Below are 18615 nucleotides of genomic sequence, written 5' to 3' on the forward strand. Positions count from 1 at the left end.
ACCAAAGATGATGCACAAAGCTGTAAAACGCTATTTTTCCTGCCTTTTCGGTATCGGGTTAAGCCTGATACTGAGCCTTTGCACAGCCACCGTTCACGGACAGGTCGTGACCGATGAATCCATTAGCAAAGAGTGGCTGCGGGAACACCTCCAACCTCAGACGCCCAGGCTGATTTTCGATACTAAAACGGAGCAGTTGCTCGCTGAAAAGCTGACAACCGATGCCAACATACAGCAACTCTACCAACACATCAAAGCTTTTGCAGATTATAGTCTTCAGCAGCCGCCTTTGACTTATCAGAAACGAGGCAGAAGGCTGCTCAGTGTCTCCCGGGAGGCGCTCCAACGCATGCTTGCGCTCGCCATGACGTACCGTATTGAACAGCAACCGGAATACCTGCACCGGTTGGAAGCCGAACTCCTGACCGTAGCGCACTTCCCCGACTGGAACCCCAGCCATTTCCTGGATGCTGCCGAAATGGCCACGGCCGTTGGGCTCGCCGTAGACTGGTGCGGAAAAGATATGGCTCCGGATATTCTGAAGGCCTCTAAAAAGGCCCTGCTCGAAAAAGCCATCAAGCCCGGCATCGGCATCACCTGGGATAATTGGTGGTGGGTCTCCGAGCACAACTGGAACCTGGTCTGTCACGGTGGCTTAGCCATAGCTGCACTGGCTATCTTTGAAGAAGAACCCGATCTGGCCTCCTTTGTCCTCGACAGGAGTGTGCGGCAATTTCCTTTGGGCCTCCTGCCCTATCAGCCCGATGGTGCCTACAACGAGGGCCCCGGTTACTGGTTTTACGCTACTAACTACCTGACCCTTACGATTTCCGCTTTTGAATCAGCCGTGGGCACCGGATTCGACTTCCTGGAAGTGCCGGGTGTCGCCCGCAGCGTGAAATTTAGCGAAATGACCGCCGGGCCCTCCGGCGATTACTACAACTACTTTGATGCCAGCACCAGAGGGTACCACACCCTGAAGCACATCGGGCTGTTAAGCTGGTTTGGACAACGCGAAGGCTTCCGCCCTCCGGATAAAGCACTTGAACAGGCGATAAAGGACGTACCGCCACCTGAGCTGCAATCGAAGGGCCGGTTTTCCACCCTTTACCTGCTTAATCTGCTGCGCCTGTCCGAAGATGCGCCCGAAATCAAGCGGGAGCCCGTATGGCTGGCTCAAGGTGATGCCCCTCTGGCTGTTTTTGCCCAAAAGCAACCCGATGGGCTCTACCTGGCTGCAAAAGGGGGCAGTGCCAACGACAACCATGCCAATATGGATGCCGGCTCCTTCATCCTGGAGTGGCAAAAAAAACGCTTCGCCATTGACCTGGGCAATCAGGACTACTACGAGCTGGAACGCACCATCGGCGTAGGCGCGCTCTGGAACCGGGCGCAGGATTCTCCCCGCTGGGACCTGCTGACCAAGAATAATTTCGGTCATAGCACCCTAACTATCAATGAGACTAAGCACCAGGCTACCGGACGTGCCCTCATCCACGATTCTGACCTTAATCCCGAAAGTCCTGAGGTAGCCTTTGACCTATCGCCTTTGTACGGCAACCTACTTAAGCGTGCAATCCGGACTTTCAAAAAGATAAGTGACTCAGCACTGCTCATTCAGGATGAAGTGGAGCTTTCCGAAAACACCCAATCGCTCACCTGGCAATGGATAACTGATGCTGAGGTGCAGTTGGACGATCAGACCGCCACCCTCACCATTGATGGGAAACAGATTCAGCTCGAAGTGATGGCTCCGGCAGATTTTGAACTGGCAGTGGTGGCGCTGGACCCACCGCCCTCCAAACTAGACAAGGTCGTACCTAACCTCAAACGTATTGAAGTCCGCATGCAGCCTCAAAGCTTCAAAAAGAAAAAAGGTCGTATCACCGTCAAAGTCACCGGTTTGCCCTGATCAAAATTGCCAAAATTCATGGATGACAAACTTCGAAGATCAAATCGGCTTTTTGCATTCAGCAGTATTTTGCTGTTGCTAAATGCCTGCACACCGGCAACAGAAACGGTAACCGCTCCCCCCAACATCCTGCTCATCCTGGTGGATGACATGGGGTATTCCGACCTCAGCTGCTACGGGAGTGAGATCGCCACACCGCACATCGACAGCCTGGCTTATAACGGGCTCCGGCTCACCCAATTTTACAATGCCGCCCGCTGCTGCCCTACCCGTGCTGCCCTCCTTACCGGATTGTACCCGCATCAGGCGGGTATGGGGCATCAAAACCAGGACAAAGGGCTGGTCAGTTACCGGGGCCGGATTACTGAAAATGCCACGACTATAGCCGAAGTGCTGCAACAACGGGGGTACGCAACCTATCAGGTTGGTAAATGGCAAGTCGGCAACACCGAACCCTTTTGGCCCGGCAATAAGGGCTTCGATCAGTACCTCACGCTCATTGAAGGCGCGATGAGCTACTTCAATGACTGGCCCTGGGCGAAAAACCAGGATACGCTGGAAATGCGGTACAACGGCAGCACCTACCGGACTTCACCCGACTTCTTCGCCACAGATACGTTTTCAGATACCGCAGCGGCTTTCATCCAAAGGCACGACAGGGCACAACCCTTTTTCATGTACCTGGCTTACAATGCCCCGCACTGGCCTCTGCACGTGCGTCCGGAAGACCGGGGCTTATACGATGGAGTTTACGATGATGGCTGGGCGCCAATCCGCGCAAACCGGCTAAAAAAGATGCAGGAATTAGGGATTGTTGAGCCTAATGTGGAACTGACCGAGCCCTACCCTACCGTTCCGGACTGGGAGACCCTTTCCAGAGCCGCCCGAAGTGAATGGTCAGACAAAATGGAACTCTACGCGGCTGTGATGCACCGGCTCGACCTCGGCGTAGGAAAAGTGGTGCAGGCATTACGCGAAAGCGGCCAGCTCGACAACACCCTCATACTGTTCCTCAGCGACAACGGTGCCTGTCAGGAAGACCCGCTGGGCCCGTGGATTACCTATCCTTCTACCGGAGAACCAGGTGGCCCCTTTTCCTTCCCCGCCTATGAACTGCCCTGGGCAAATGTCAGTAATACCCCTTATCGTTTGTTTAAATCTTATCTGCATGAAGGTGGAATGCGCACGCCATTTATTGCGCACTGGCCGGAGCAGATACAAGCAGGTCAAATCGATCGGTCCTCCGTGGGGCATATTATTGATGTGTTGCCAACCTTAGCGAATATCACGAAGGCCACTTATCCCACACGAATTGGACAACGCCATATTTCCCCGACTCCGGGGCAATCTCTGGACAAGGTCCTCCGGGGCGCTCCGGACATAACGGGCAGAACCCTTTTCTGGGAGCATCAGTTCAACCGGGCGGTAAGGGAAGGCGACTGGAAGCTCGTCTCCGCCCGCCGGCTGCCCGGACAAGACTCAAAAGGGGAATGGGAACTCTACCACCTCCCGTCGGACCCCACAGAAATCAATAATCTCGCCGCAGAATACCCTGAAAAAGTGGAATCCATAGCCCGGCAATACCAAATCTGGGCGGATGGTGTAGGTGCCTACGATAAAGCCACCCTACAACAACTCACGGAACAAAAGAAAAGTCAATGAACCCACGAATACTCCACCTCCCGTTACTTGTTCTTTTTACCAGCCTGCTGCACAGCTGTCAACCTGTCCCGGAAACCGCTCAGACTGAGGAGCGCTTTTCCTACCGGGGCTGGAACATCCTGTCTTCCCACCGGGAGAACGGGCTGAAAACGCTGGACAAAGCAGTAGAATACGGCATCAACCACATCGAACTGTCCCACTACCAACTCGTACATGACCTGAAGGACTTTCGCAAGCCGGAAAACCGGGAAGCCACCAACTTTTTCATTGATGCGGCGCACGAACGCGGTATTGAAAACGTCTACGTCTGGGACCACGCCTTCTACCCCATGGATTACTACCCCGATCGGTTCAAGGTGGAGGCAAAAGCCAACGAAGATTTCACCCACCATACCACTAAATTTGAAGGGGGCCTGCAGCAACAACTGAACCTCGACGACCCCGAATTCTGGCAGTGGGTATATCAGGATTATGACAGCCTGCTCGACCTGTCTCCAAATCTGGATGGGATCGTACTGACCTTCATCGAAACCGGCAGCTACGTGATCTACCAGCATTCTGAAAAGCTGAAAACCAAAAGCGAAAAGCTGGCAGCCCTGGTCGACTCCCTGGGCGGCTACTTCATCGATCAGCGCGGGCTTAAGCTGACCATCCGCACCTTCATTTACAATCAGTTTGAGCGGGACATCATCCTTGATGCGCTGAAGCAAATCAAACGCGACGATATCACCGTCATGATCAAAATGACGCCCCACGACTGGTTCCTGACCTATCCTTACCAGGATTACGTCACGGACATCCCTTTCCCGGTCGTGATCGAGTACGACTGCGGTATGGAATACGCCGGGGAAAACCTCATTGCCAATACCTTTCCCCACTATTTCGCTGATGCTTTCCGGCACTATGCGCAGTTTGACAACGTGGTGGGCTACTGTGCCCGTACCGACCGTTTTGAGGAAACGGCAGCTGTGGGCACGCCGGGCGAGCTTAATCTGTTTATCCTTTCCCAATTGTCAAAAGACCTCAGCACGGATACCGACAGCCTGACTAGCACATTTATCGCCCAAACTTACGGAGCCGAAGTGGCCCCACTCCTGAAACCCGCCTTTGACAGCGCCCTGTCCATCGTCCTCTCCACCTTTTACACCCTGGGCACCCACACCGCCAACCACTCCCGCCTCAACTACCACCGAAAAGGGCATTATCAGACCCACACCACCGGAGAATGGTTTGCGCCGGACGATCAGTACACCTGGATTGGGCATGACGTCAACAAACGATTGCACCATTACAAAGACATTCTCAACGCCCTGTCCTTCCCCGCCTACAAAACCGATACCGCCGGCATGCGGAAAGATCTTTCCTGGGTAGTAGACAGCGCCTGGCTTTCGCCAAATGAAGCGCTCACCCCTGAATACTATCAGGACATTCTTAAGGAGAGATCGTATGCTGTCAAGCTGACAGAGGGTGCCCTAAAGCTGGTGGAAGAAGCCCTGCCGCTCATCCCCGATACCGCTGCTGCGCAACGGCTCTACCATACCTTCAACCGTACACTGATTGTTGCGAAGGAACGAAGGGGCGCAGCACAAGCAGTCTTCGGCTACCGGCTCTGGTGCAAGGCCCCGGAGTACCGCACCCCGGAATTGCAGCGGAAGATTTACGACGGGCTGGAGGAGACTGCTTCCATGCTGGAAGTGATCGACAACTACCCGGTGCACACTCCGCTTGGGCAGTGGCGCTGGCAGCGCGACCGGGAGTCATTTGAAATCTATTACAAGGCGATTACAGAAACAGGTTGGCCGGAGGTGGGGCTGTATGAAGTGGTGCCTAGGCCGGAATAGCTTTAGAGAGCTTGTTGGGGTTTTACACTTCGGGCTGCTCTCAGAGCCCGTTTTAATAAACTCTATTGATTCTGACCGTTCCGTCAAATGTCATGTACAAATTTATTTTTTCATCGCCCACCGTAAATTCAAAATGTCCTGAACTTTTATCCATCTTGATCACCTCATACTCCACTTCAGGCACATCCCCATTTGCAGGCACCATAATCCAGGCAAAGGTTTTACTTTCATTCGTATCTAATCTGTAGACAGCACAATAGGCCGGTTCTTTTTTGTTATAGCCAGGACTGTACCATCCCTGTATTTGTTTTTCATTCGGTCTTTTTACCATGTCCGGTTGCCACATCCGGTAACGTGTTGAATCATCAGGGTCCGTTTCTCCTTTAGCGAGCCTTACATCCCATTCAAAGTCTGCGACTGGAACAATGCGTAAGTTACCTTTACCAGAATCTGTTGTAACCACCTCCTGCCCCCTGACCTGCACATTACAATCAGGATGGAAATGCCAAAGCGGTTGCACGGTCCGGTTATAGTTTTCTCTGTCATTATATACCCTGTCCAACACGACCCAGCACAATCCTTTGATGTAGCAAACTGCGCGTTTGTGCAAAAAAGTCCCCCGGGTGTCGCCTACATCTACATAATCAGAAATAGCGCCACTGGCATAATCATATTCCTCAGTGACCTTTGCATGGCTTTTCATCGGAATTTCTACAGTTTCCAATTCCTCATCCTGACCCCGGCCATCCATCAGGATTACATTATGGCTGTAAGAACCGATGAAGTACTGTCGCCAGTTATCCGGGCGATGCGTAAAACGTCCGTTATCCACAAGTAATGGCCTGCCATGAGCATATAAGCTAAGATGCAACTTGTCATAATGCTGATGACCGTTAACGCCGGTTGGCCCCACATCAAAGTATCCCCACTGTGCTTCTTTATCCCACCCCGAGCGCATGATGAGCTGCCCTGCCCAGGGGAAATATACAGAAGGCGATGCTTCCGGCTCTTTTCCTTCCTTTCCATTGGTCATAATATACAACCATTCAGGTTGATGGTATTGATGTTTGCTACGGTATATTAGATTTTCATTAATATCCCGGTTAAGATCAGAATCATTATTCAATAAATTATCACCATTCGGCAATGCTGACCATGCCAGATAATTCCACGCATTTTTGAAGGAAAAAGAGGCAGGCAGTTTTTCATCAGATAAGATATTGAATATATCCAAAAAATCCTCCAGTGCGCTCATCGCTACATATTGGTAATGGGTAGTCAATTCTTTTTGTGAACCATCAGGATAAAATTGATGATCAGCCTGTGGCACCACCCTGTCCCTTGCGTATTTAACCCAATCTTCCGCCTTTTTAAATTCGGGCCAGGCCAGACCAGCCATTGCCAGACCACTCATTTCCATCGCCAGGTGGTTAGGGTGATTACCATGATTACCCTGGAGATGATTTGCCTGTTTATTAAGACTGTACAACATCAAAATAGCCGCAGAAGAAGAAAAATGATCATCATTTATGAGGCCGAAGAACGCTGCAGGCCATGATTTCCAAAGCCTCTGCCCAACTTCCAGCACGCGCCATGCAGGGTTATACTTATAATCTTCATCTTTTTGTACCGGAGGTTCAGGTACATTGACAACCCAATCGACAATCTGTCCATTCAGTTCATTTACATACACTGGGTTTCCAGTTAGATAATAGGCTGTCAATAATGGGATAAAGTACCGGTGCCGATTTAAACCAAAAGCAAATTCCACATCTTTTTCCGGACCGTAATTGATCCAATCCAGTTTCCCCTGATCATCACGTGGAATCTTAGCATCAATGATGCCGTATTTGTATATATCATCAAGAATGGGGTCTACTTTGGGTTCTCTTTGATCAGTATTCTGGCTCGGGGGTGCTGTGTACCATTTTTTATCCAAATTTGGGAAATGATAGCCTGATTCTTTCATAACTAGCCCTGTCACTGACAGTTTCAATATCGGAACAGGATCTTTCGTTTTGTAATAAGCGATCAAAGCGTCACAGGCTTTCGGCAGATCATTTTGATTATAACGCTCCTTCACTTTTTCCAATCCCGGATAGTCAAGGTTAAGATTATTAAAGAGCGATTTCACCTTTTCCTGTTCCTTCTCACATAATTCTTTGCTATCGGCAAAGGCTGGAAAACTAATATTATTCCATTTTTGAGCCTTGTCAGAAACATTTTGCCCTTTAGCATAACAACTTAAAAAGAACAATGGCAGAAATAACAATTTGGCGTACTTCACTTTATAAGATTGGTTTAAGAACTGATGTCTCTTGTTCGGTAAATAGTAAAGACCTCTACCTAATCATCTAGAATCCCATTTTTATCCTTTCCAAAATAATTCATATACCGCACTACTGCTTCCAAGTAATAGTAATCACCGTAGACCACTGAACTTTTATTCGGATGGTATGCATTACAATAGTTCACAAGAAAAAAGTTATCGCTGGATGGGTCTACACGGTAAGGTGGTTGTGAAAGACTCATTACCATGTCTTTTGCAAATAGGGCATATTTATCCTTGTTTGTAACCTCTGACAATTGAAATAATCCCGAGGCAATGATAGCACCAGCTGAAGCGTCTCTTTTTTCTATTGCACTTTCTTTTGGCATGGATAAATTGTAGTTTGGTAATTTATCATGCGGCAAGTTTGGACTATTCATATAGTCTGATGCAATACCTTCAGCCAGGTTAAGAAAATCCTGGTTTCCTGTCTCTTTGTAACAAAAGGTATAACCGTATAATGCCCATCCACGGCCCCTGGCCCAGTCCATTGTTTCACCAACACCACTGCTTTTCACTTTCTCCCTGTAATATCCTCCTTTTGAGGCTACCTCCCAAGTTGAAGTATCAAAATCCACAATCTGGTAGTTGGAATAGTCCTCATTAAAAAAATGTTTTTTTGTATTGAGCGCATGATTCAATGCTACCTTATAGTAGGTTGAATCACCCGTCATTTTGGTTGTCCAAAACAACATTTCCAGGTTCATCAGGTTATCAATAATTACTGGGAAATGCCAGCGTACATCCGCATCCCAGGATTGAATTAAGCCAATTTTTTCATTGTACCTTTTGATTAAGGTATTAGAGGCCTCTATGATCACTTGTTTATATTCTTCCTTACCGGTTAAGCGATATGCATTCCCAAAGGGGCAGAAAATCATAAAGCCAAGGTCGTGGGTCGTAGTATTATTTTTCTGATCCTCTATTAAAGAAAGGAATAATTCGGCCTGATCCTGCCATTTGTCATTACCCGACAGCTCATATAAGTACCATAGTGCACCAGGATAAAAACCACTTTCCCATTCTTTTGGAGAAATATAACGAGGTGCATTATCTTTCCTTATCCACGATAATGGGAGTTTCTGCGTAGACAAAAGCGTGTCAGGGTGGACTTTACCATATTGATCACTTACATACTGCGCCGGGTGGTCTATAAAATCTTTTTCAACTTCACACGAAATCAGTAAAATGACCATTGTAAATACAATCAGGTTCCATTTCATATTTAATGCTGTTTTAGAGCGTGTTGCCAGTTCAGGGATTAAAAACATGTACGTGATACTCTTTTTCTCTTCACCACCCTTCCTAACACTACCCCCATAATCAAAGTCTCCGAAAAATCGGACAAAAAACGCCGAAACACCCGATTTTTTAAAGCCGGACCAGTCGCCCTTCCGCCTGAGACCGGTATACGGCTTCCAGGATTTCCACAGATTTCCGGGCTTCTTTTCCGTTGACCGAAAAGGGCGTTCCTGTTTCTAATGAACCTAAAAACTCAGCGATACAGCGGGCATGATTAGCGTATTGGATCGCCATCGGGTCCGCAGCCCCACTTGTGCCGGCCTGACCAAAATCCGCCCTGAATTTCTCATCTTCCGGGCGTGCTTCAGCAAAAGCCCAGACGGCCAGGCTGTCTTCCACTTGCTGAATAGTGCCTTTGGTCCCCATCAGGTCCAATTGGCGGGGTTGCCCGGGGTAGGCGGCGGTACTGCCGTAAATCTGCCCCAATGCTCCATTAGCAAAGCGCAGGCCCACCACGGCGGTATCTTCCACCTCAATGTCATGCGCGAGGGTATCGGTGTAGGCGAACAGTGACTGCACCGGACCCATCAAATGCTGCAGCAAGTCGACCATGTGGATGGACTGATTCATCAAAGCGCCACCACCATCGAGAGCCTGCGTGCCCTTCCAGGAACCGGCATAGTAAGCCTCGTCGCGCCACCAGGGCACCCGGACAGCCGCATAGGTGATTTTGCCCAGGCGTTGCTGTGATAAAGCTTGCCGGATATGCCCCACTACCTCATCATACCGGTAATTAAAGATACAACCCAGGGTCGTACCCGCCCGTTCATGAGCCGCAATCATTTGATCAATCCGGTCCGTAGTGATTTCGAGGGGCTTTTCGCAAAGGACCGGTTTGCCCTGCGCTGCCGCCAGAATAACAGGCTGCAGGTGGAGCCCACTGGGGGTGGCAATGAGCACCACATCGACGTCCGGCGATTCGATCAGCTCCTGATAACCGGTAAATGCAGTAGCGCCGTATTGATCTGCTAACGCTTTAGCACGTCCGGAGCCCCCATCACAGCAGCCCGTTAGCTGTGCGTTGGGCAGGGAGGCGATGGCTTGTGCATGCAGGTCGGCGACAGCCCCGGCACCAACGATACCCAGTTTATGCATAGACTCGTTTACAACAGGTTATTCCCAACCCCAAAAGGTAACCATAATTAACAGTTGTTCCGGTTACAAGCTTAGGGGGCAATCCACTTGATAATAGAAAAACCATGGCGATGAACCGACTCCTTCTTCTCCTTCCAATTATGGGCCTGCTGCTCTTTAGCTGTAGCAATGAGCCCACCGCTGAATCTCCGGAATATGACCTCTGTATTTACGGCGGCACTTCTGCCGGAGTGATTGCCGCTCATACTGCCGGCAAACTCGGTCTCAAAACCCTGCTCATTGAGCCGGGTACTCATTTGGGAGGCCTTTCCTCCTCCGGGCTGGGCTCTACGGATATCGGCAACAAACACGCCGTCACCGGACTGAGCCGCGATTTTTACCGCCGCCTGGGCGACCACTACGGCATTTTTGAAGCCTGGACCTTTGAGCCTTCTCTAGCTGAAAAAACCTTTGAGGAATACATCGCTGAGGTGGAAGTGGATGTATGGCGGCAGCACCGCCTGCAATCTGCTGCAAAAGAAGGGACCAATATCCAACGAATCATCGTGGAGGATCTGACTGCCGGAAGTGCAAGCAAACAGGTTTCCGCAAAGATGTTTATTGACTGCACCTACGAGGGCGACCTGCTGGCAGCGGCGGGCGTTTCCTACACTATTGGCAGAGAAGCCAACAGCACCTACAACGAGACCCTGAATGGCGTTCAGCTCCGTAAGTACCATCAGTTCGAGGATGGTATTGATCCATATGTTGTTCCCGGCGACTCCACAAGCGGTCTGCTATGGAGTATTAATGACGAGCCCCTGTCTCCCGATGGCACCGGCGATAAAAAAGTACAAGCCTATAACTTCCGCCTCTGCTGGTCAGACGACCCTGAAAATCAGGTGCCCTTCTCAGAGACCCGTCCAGATGCATACGACCCGGATAAGTACGCGCTGCTCCTTCGTCTTTTGGAATCCCGGGAGGCAGCAGGACGGAAACGGCATTGGGCTGGCGACTATTTCATCATCAACCGAATGCCAAACAAAAAGACCGACATCAACAATATGGGCGCTTTCTCCACAGACCATATCGGCGCCAACTGGGACTACCCCGAAGCCTCCTACGAAGAGCGCGAAGCCATCCAGAAGGACCACGAGAGCTACATCAAAGGTCTGTGCTACTTCCTGGCTACCGACCCGCGGGTGCCCAAGCGCGTACAGGACGACCTGAACACCTGGGGCTGGGCGAAGGATGAGTTTACAGACAATGGGCATTTCCCCCACCAAATGTACGTGCGCGAAGCCCGCCGCATGATTGGAGAAACAGTCATGACCGAACACCATTGCCTGGGTGATGAAGTCGTTCAGGATCCTATCGGTCTGGCCGCCTACACCATGGATTCCCACAACTGTGACCGCGTAGTCGTCCACAAAGATGGCAGGGCGATGGTCAAGAACGAAGGCAATGTGGAAGTCGGTGGTTTTCCGCCCTTCCCCATCGGCTATTCCGCTCTGACCCCGAAAGCCTCTGAATGCACCAACCTGCTGGTTCCGGTTGCCCTGTCTGCTTCCCACATCGCCTATGGCTCTATCCGGATGGAGCCGGTCTTTATGGTCATGGGGCAGGTCACGGCTATTGCTGCCCAACTCGCGATTGAAGGGCAGCAATCCGTGCAGGAAGTCGACCATCAGAAGATCGTGGACCTCATGAATACCGATCCCTTGCTCAACGGCACCCGCCCGGACATCCTGGTGGACAATACTGATGCTGATCAGGTGGAAGCAGTAGGCACCTGGCAGGACACAAGCCGGTGGATGGGACAATACAAAACGAACTACGCGATGACGGATGCGAAAGCGAGTGAGGAATCCCAATTCTCTTTTCAGGCCACTGTGGAAAGCCCTGGTAAGTATCAGCTATACCTGTATGTCCCGAGACGCCCACGCGGAATGGAAGCGGAATGGGCAACCAACCTGCCCGTCACCATCACTCATCAGGAGAGTCAAACTCAAAAAACGATTGATCTTCAGGCACACGAAAGAGACTGGGTCGATTTAGGCAGTTACAGTTTTGAGCAAAGCGGGCCATGCCAGCTTACGCTAAATGCCGGTACCGCTAACGGGCCCGTAGCCGCAGATGCCCTCCTACTCGTGCCAACAAACTAAAAACCGGAACCGATGCATTATAGATTTTGCTGGATTGCAGGCCTATTCTTGTTACTCGGAAGCTGTCAGGAAAAAGCCCCCGATTCTACCCAAACCGACGAGCGCCCGAACATCATCATCATTCTGGCCGATGACATGGGCTACTCTGACCTCGGCTGCATGGGTTCAGAGATCAACACCCCCACCCTCGACCGGCTGGCGGGCAATGGGCTGCTGATGACACAATTTTACAATGCCGGGCGCTGCTGCCCCACCCGGGCCTCCCTGCTCACCGGGCTATATCCGCATCAGGCAGGGATGGGCTCCATGACTTTCGACCTGCCCGAGCTGCCAACATACCAGGGCTACCTGAACCAAAACTGTGTGACCCTGGGAGAAGCGCTTGGGGATGCCGGCTACACCACGCTACTCTCTGGTAAGTGGCATGTCGGCGAACACCGCCCCCACTGGCCGGGCGACCGCGGCTTTGATCAGTATTTTGCCTTTATCAATGGTGCCTCCAGTTACTATAATCTAGACCCCTACCGGCCAGGCAGAGCACCGCTGGAAATGACCCTGAATGGCGAGCCCTACACGCCCGGTGAAGGCTTTTATATGACCGATGCCATTTCGGATTACGCCACAGACTTTGTTGCGGCGCAAAAAGACAGCACGGCTCCATTCTTCCTTTACCTGGCCTACACCGCGCCCCACTGGCCGTTGCATGCTCCCGAGTCAGAAATTGCTAAATACCGCGATAAATACAAAGTGGGCTGGGCCAAAATCCGGCAGCAACGCTACGAGCGCATGCTCGAACTGGGCATTATAGATTCGGCATGGGCTTTATCCCCGGCTTTCCCGGACCTCAAAAAGGTACCGGACTGGGATACGCTCTCCGAGGAAGAACAAGACCTTTGGGACCTGCGCATGGCCACTTACGCGGCGATGGTCGACCGCATGGATCAGGGAATTGGCAAAGTGGTGGCACAACTTGAAGCACAGGGCGAACTGGATAATACCCTGATCCTCTTTTTATCCGACAACGGCGGCTGTCACGAGGAGGTCTACAACTGGAATATTGCCTACGACCAAAGCGGGAGGACCGGCGGGCCCAACTCCTTCGACGCTTACGGGTTTGCGTGGGCAAATGTCAGCAACACCCCTTTCCGCCTCTTCAAATCCCTGACGATGGAAGGAGGCATTTCCACCCCGCTGATTGCCCATTTCCCGAATATGATTGAAGGGGGGCAGAAGAATCCCGCGACCGGGCATGTGACCGACCTCATGCCTACCTGCCTCGACCTTGCCAATGCCACCTACCCGGAGGAATTTCAGGGCAACATCATCACCCCAACTCCGGGCAAAAGCCTGGTCCCCGTATTCCGGGAACAGCGCCAAACCCACAGAGAATTGATATATTGGGAACACAATGACAGCAAGGCGATCCGTAAAGGCGACTGGAAGCTGGTGTTGCCATCCTGGGGTGGGCCCGAGGACTGGGCCTTGTACAACCTGAGGGAAGACCGGTCTGAGCTGAGGGATTTGTCCAGACAGCACCCAGAAAAGGTAGAGGAAATGCGCCTGGCCTTTGAATCCTGGGCAGATAGCGTCGGGGTGATGCCCTGGCCGGAAGTGAACGAGATTAGAAAAAACAGATAAATCATGCAGAGAAGAACTTTTATCAAGCAAGCCTCCGCCAGTGCAGCGGCGCTGTCCCTGGGCGGGCTTACGGCTACGGCTCAGAGCTATAACCGGATTATTGGAGCCAATGAGCGCATTAATGTTGCCATTATTGGTTGTCAGCGTCGCTACGGTGGGTTGCTGGATAGCATTTCGAAAACCCCAAATATTCAGGTCGTTTTTGTTTCAGACGTCAACCAGCAACGACAGAATAAGGCCATTGAAAAAGTGGCGAAGGTGATGGGGCAAAAGCCGCAGGGGGAAAAGGACATGCGCAAGATCATGGAAAACAAGGAGGTGGATGCCACATTCCACGCCACGCCCGATCACTGGCATGCTCCCGGCTCCATTCTCAGCATGCAGGGAGGCAAGCACGTTTACGTTGAGAAGCCCTGCAGCCATAATCCGGCTGAAGGTGAGATGCTAATCGCCTGGCAAAAGAAGACCGGGCTCCAAGTCCAGATGGGTGCTCAGCAGCGGTCTTCCCTGGAAAGCCAGGAGATCGTACAGGCTATCCACGAAGGGCTGATTGGGGAAGCCTACCATGCCACCGCTTTCTACTCCAACAACCGGGGGCGGGTGCCTGATGCCAATAAGATCCCAGTACCGGACTATCTGGATTGGGAACTGTTCCAGGGCCCGGCACCTCGTACCGACTTTATTGATATCGCAGGCGACTATAACTGGCACTGGTACTGGCGCTGGGGCACAGCAGAAACCGGCAATAATGCTACCCACGAATTCGATATCGCCCGCTGGGCGCTGCAGGTGAAATTCCCGGAAGAAGTGCGGGTTAACTCTGCCAAAAATCATTTCAAGGACGACCCCTGGACCATGTACGATACCATGTATGCTACGCTTAAATTCCCGGGCGGTAAGGTCATCAACTGGGACGGAAAGAGCCGAAACGCTAATCCGACCTACGGCGGTGGGCGGGGAACCGTCATCTATGGCACCGAAGGATCTGTATTTGTCGACCGGGGCCATTACAAGCATTATGACAGAGATGGCAACCTGGTTACGGAGAAAGTCTCTGGTGGAGATGAAGCGGGTACAGCGCTGGGCGGCGGCGGTAGCCTGACCGACCGGCACGTGCGCAACTTTTTTGAAGCCATTCGCGGTAAAGCTAAGCTCGCCTGCCCGATCGATGAGGGCGCCATCAGCACCAATCTCTGCCACTATGCCAATACGTCCTCAAGAGCGGGCGATGCGGTATTGGCAATCGATCCGCAGACCGGCAAGTACAAGAGCAAGAAAGTCATGAAAAAGTACTGGGGCCGGGATTACGAAAAAGGCTGGGCTCCGGAACAGGCCTGATGATAACAGTCGGCCGGATCACTTCTTGCTTCCGGCCGACTGGTTTTTTAATTTTCCAGATGTTGGTTCAGAAAATCAAATGTCCGTTTTTCTGTCCAGTAATACCCATCCCGGTTGACGGTGACAAAACCAACATGGCCACCCCGTTTTGGCGCTTCAAAATGGAAGTATTTGTGGTCCCGGGCCAGATCAAAGGGGTAACAACTTTCACTCAGAAAAGTATCGTCCTGCGCGCTAACGAGCAAAGCCGGGTGCTCAATGGTCGGAATGAAGTAGATGCTGCTGCAACTGGTCCAGTAATCTTCCGCATCTCTAAAACCGTGGATGGGCCCGGTAAACTGGTCATCAAATTCGCGGAAATCCCGAGGCATGCGCTCCGGAATCTCTAATTGCCCGGGGAACCGGTTGGCTTTTTCCACCATCTTACCGTTGAGTGTTTGCATAAACCGCTGCCGGTAGTGCCAGTTGTGCCATTTATCGATTTCGGTATTAGCAGATTTAACGTCACAGGGTACTGAAAAAGTTACCCCGCCCACCAGTTCTTCAGGGTGGAACCCGCCCTCACCGAGGTATTTCAGGATCACATTGCCGCCCAGGCTGAACCCTACCAGCCCAATATGCCGGTAACGGCCCAGGCTCAGCGCATGCTCAATCACCTGACGGAGGTCTCCGGTTTCACCGATATGGTAAGAACGCACCAGGCGGTTGGGCTCACCACTGCACCCCCGGAAATTCAAGCCCAGCGCATCCCAGCCCCGTTCATTAAAGTAGCGGGCCATACCCCGGATATAGGGGCGGTTGGCTGAGCCTTCCAAACCATGCAGCCCGATAATGAGCTTGTCGCTGCCCGTGCAGGACCAGTCGATATCCAGAAAGTCGCCATCGGGGAGCTCCAGGCGCTCGCGGTCGTAGGCCACTTCCGGGACCTTACGGAAAAAGGCCGGATAAATAGTGTTAACATGATGGTTGCGAAACCAGGGTCTTGGACGATAAGAAGAGGGAGTGATCAAAGGCATTTCAATTTATAAGTTATTCCAATGGAGTGAGCGATCGCAGCTGCAAATTTAGGTTTAAGACGTTATCGCCCAACCGTTGCTGATAATTATCCAGGCTGGACCGGGCGGCGCCGGGGTCATCGAAAATCAGGCCGAAGTACAAAGCATAGCCGCTTTCCAGCTCGTCAAAGCAGCCCAGCCAAACAGCACTTGCCGTAAAACCAAAGCCCTCCAGCTCCCGGATACGGGCGGTCACGGCGCTATAGCTTTGGTACACCCCTTCCTGAATAATGTACCCGGTAGAGGTCAGGGGGCGCAGGCGGGAACAGTCATACGTGTAGGGCGAAGCACCGTCCAGATGCCCGACAAAACCTTCGCTGGAAGCCCCGGAACGCGAGACCGGAGGCACTGGCACCGATTCCGGCTGTGCAGGCTGCAGCGAAAGGTAGGGCTCCATATCCTTCCGAATGGGATAGGGCCAGGTAATCAGGGTATCCAATACAAACGTGATGGGCTGAGTGTAGCTTTCGTTGCGTTTCCGCACATCGGCCATTCGTCTGAGGTAAGCTTCCGGAGATTCCTCCTCAATCGTTTTAAGCTCTTGCATTTCCTGATATAGTACGCCCGAGGTCAGGGCCAGACAGATGCCAACCGTCAGCATTTGGTATTTATAGCGGCGCTGGAACCGCATCAGGTTTTCGGGCTTGATGGCAGACATCCATTCCGGGTAACGCCCTTCGTCGAGCATCCGTTGCAGGTCACCCGTATTCAAGAATTCTATACGGCTCCGTTTTTTGCCGAAGAGTTCATTCCGGGCCGGACTGATTTGCATGAGAATGGACTTATCTGCCCGTACAATCAGCAGGCCCATACCATTATTTATGCACTGTTTTTTCAGCTCGAGGTAGTAAGGGTCGCTGGTCAGGTTGGCAAAAACATCTTCTCCCAGAGATACCCACTGCTCATCGGCATGGTAGCGCTTGAATTGCTCAATGGCATAAATATACCGGTAGCGCCGCCAGTTTCGGAAAAGCGATAAAAAGGTAAAGAAACCAATAGTGAAAAAGACGATAAAAACGGCTATGGCGCCGGTAAGGGTCAGCCCCTCAACCGAAAACCAGAAGCGGAACAGCCCCAGCAACAGCAGGCCGCAGGCCAGGCAGGCCGCCAGCGCAGCAGCATCCCAGTACAGCAACGTCCGCTGCTTCCGGTAACGGACTTCATTTTTGGTATGGTAAGAGGTCGCTTCAAAGGTTGCCCGAAAGACCTCACCGGAGGGCTTAACGAAAGACAAAAAGCCATCGGCTACAATCCCCCCCTTACCCCTGAGGTCGGAAGAGAGCTCCCAGCCGCCCTGCCGCTGCCGGAACCGGTAGTGGTGCTTCAGGTACCGCAGGGTCACTGATTGAATGTCTTTCTCGGTGAGGGACTGCAACTCCATAGGCTTATACTATTTCGAGTTGTTGCCACAGCCGAACGGCTTCCACAGCCGGGCGTACATCGTGTACCCGGAGTAACCTGGCCCCTTGTTGCAGGGCAACCATGTTTAAAGCAGTAGTTCCATTCAACGCATCTTCAGGCTTGATTTTCAGCACTTTATTAATCATTGACTTCCGGCTCAGACCTGCCAGCAGCGGGAGGTCGAGCAGACGGAATACATGCATATTCTTCAGCAGCTGATAATTGTGCTCCACGGTTTTACCGAAGCCAAATCCGGGGTCCAGTACAATATCGCGCACATCGAGGGCCCGCAGTTTGCCTGCCTCCGCAATAAAAAAGTCCAGCACCGTCTGCACCACATCCTCATAATCCGGGTTGTCCTGCATGGTCTTCGGGCTGCCCTTCATGTGCATAAGGATGTAAGGCACCTGCAAGCGGGCCACTGTTGGGTACATCGATTCGTCGAAAGCACCGGCGGAAATATCATTGACGATGGCAGCGCCCGCTCCTACCGCTTCCTCCGCCACCCGGCCGCGGATGGTATCTATACTGAGGATAGCCTCCGGAAAAGCCTGATGCAGGGCTTCAATCGCCGGCAGCACCCGCTGTAACTCCTCCTCCACCGAGATGAGCTCAGCGCCCGGGCGGGAGGACATCCCACCGATATCCAGAATCGCAGCCCCTTCCTTTAACATTTGTTCTGCCTGCCGCAGCAAAGCATCCTGACGGGTATACCGCCCACCGTCGAAGAAGGAGTCCGGCGTCACATTCAATATCCCCATCACCTGAGGCGATTGGAGGCTCAGCAGTGTACCGCGGCAGTTTAAAGTGAGGCGAGGGTTCAACATAAGTGGGTCAATAAAAAGACAAAGGTAATAATTCCACAACCAAGGCCGCACCTTTACCGTTGGGTAGTTTG

At 52.0% G+C, this 18615-nt stretch carries 12 protein-coding genes; 6 read left to right on the plus strand and 6 right to left on the minus strand.

The features are described 5' to 3' along the window. Positions 1–7: 7 nt before the first annotated feature. The 3 genes from RIC19_RS17645 to RIC19_RS17655 are packed head-to-tail and all read left to right on the plus strand — an operon-like array spanning position 8 to position 5415. Entirely contained in the window at positions 8–1912 is a 1905-nt protein-coding gene (locus RIC19_RS17645; RefSeq protein WP_350179670.1) for a heparinase II/III domain-containing protein, read from the plus strand. A gap of 18 nt (positions 1913–1930) precedes the next feature. Then, positions 1931–3574, plus strand: a complete 1644-nt coding sequence (locus RIC19_RS17650; RefSeq protein WP_350179671.1) for an arylsulfatase — start codon at positions 1931–1933, stop codon at positions 3572–3574. Next, positions 3571–5415, plus strand: coding sequence for a hypothetical protein (locus RIC19_RS17655; protein WP_350179672.1), 1845 nt, complete (start codon positions 3571–3573; stop codon positions 5413–5415). Before RIC19_RS17650 ends, RIC19_RS17655 begins: the two co-directional genes overlap by 4 nt. A gap of 52 nt (positions 5416–5467) precedes the next feature. On the opposite strand, the gene RIC19_RS17660 is transcribed toward RIC19_RS17655, so the two are convergent. The 3 genes from RIC19_RS17660 to RIC19_RS17670 form a co-directional block, all read right to left on the minus strand. Continuing rightward, positions 5468–7702 (minus strand): alginate lyase family protein, encoded by a 2235-nt coding sequence (locus RIC19_RS17660; protein WP_350179673.1) that lies wholly within the window; start codon positions 7700–7702, stop codon positions 5468–5470. A 59-nt stretch (positions 7703–7761) separates the two neighbouring features. Beyond that, complete coding sequence (locus RIC19_RS17665) at positions 7762–8967, minus strand: glycoside hydrolase family 88 protein (protein WP_350179674.1); 1206 nt, start codon at positions 8965–8967, stop codon at positions 7762–7764. A 148-nt stretch (positions 8968–9115) separates the two neighbouring features. Continuing rightward, a complete protein-coding gene (locus tag RIC19_RS17670; protein WP_350179675.1) occupies positions 9116–10141 on the minus strand; it encodes a Gfo/Idh/MocA family protein in 1026 nt (341 codons plus the stop codon). Positions 10142–10251: 110 nt separating this feature from the next. On the opposite strand from RIC19_RS17670, the gene RIC19_RS17675 reads away from it, so the two are divergent. From RIC19_RS17675 to RIC19_RS17685, 3 genes are read left to right on the plus strand one after another with little or no spacing between them, the layout of a single operon-like run. Then, complete coding sequence (locus RIC19_RS17675; protein WP_350179676.1) at positions 10252–12285, plus strand: FAD-dependent oxidoreductase; 2034 nt, start codon at positions 10252–10254, stop codon at positions 12283–12285. A gap of 12 nt (positions 12286–12297) precedes the next feature. Next, positions 12298–13923 (plus strand): arylsulfatase, encoded by a 1626-nt coding sequence (locus tag RIC19_RS17680; RefSeq protein WP_350179677.1) that lies wholly within the window; start codon positions 12298–12300, stop codon positions 13921–13923. 3 nt (positions 13924–13926) lie between these two features. Next, the gene (locus RIC19_RS17685) at positions 13927–15261 is read left to right on the plus strand and encodes a Gfo/Idh/MocA family protein (RefSeq protein WP_350179678.1); all 1335 of its coding nucleotides are present in this window, start codon (positions 13927–13929) and stop codon (positions 15259–15261) included. Positions 15262–15308: 47 nt separating this feature from the next. On the opposite strand, the gene RIC19_RS17690 is transcribed toward RIC19_RS17685, so the two are convergent. Genes RIC19_RS17690 through folP form a run of 3 tightly spaced genes read right to left on the minus strand, consistent with a single transcriptional unit; the run spans position 15309 to position 18544 of the window. Then, positions 15309–16277: a YheT family hydrolase gene (locus tag RIC19_RS17690; protein ID WP_350179679.1), complete on the minus strand. Its 969-nt coding sequence runs from the start codon at positions 16275–16277 to the stop codon at positions 15309–15311. A 13-nt stretch (positions 16278–16290) separates the two neighbouring features. Continuing rightward, positions 16291–17697: a hypothetical protein gene (locus tag RIC19_RS17695; protein ID WP_350179680.1), complete on the minus strand. Its 1407-nt coding sequence runs from the start codon at positions 17695–17697 to the stop codon at positions 16291–16293. A 4-nt stretch (positions 17698–17701) separates the two neighbouring features. Next, on the minus strand, positions 17702–18544 hold the full coding sequence (gene folP, locus RIC19_RS17700; protein ID WP_350179681.1) for a dihydropteroate synthase: 843 nt from the start codon (positions 18542–18544) through the stop codon (positions 17702–17704). Positions 18545–18615 lie beyond the last annotated feature (71 nt).

This window comes from Phaeodactylibacter sp. (assembly GCF_040219495.1).
Lineage (GTDB): Bacteria > Bacteroidota > Bacteroidia > Chitinophagales > Saprospiraceae > Phaeodactylibacter.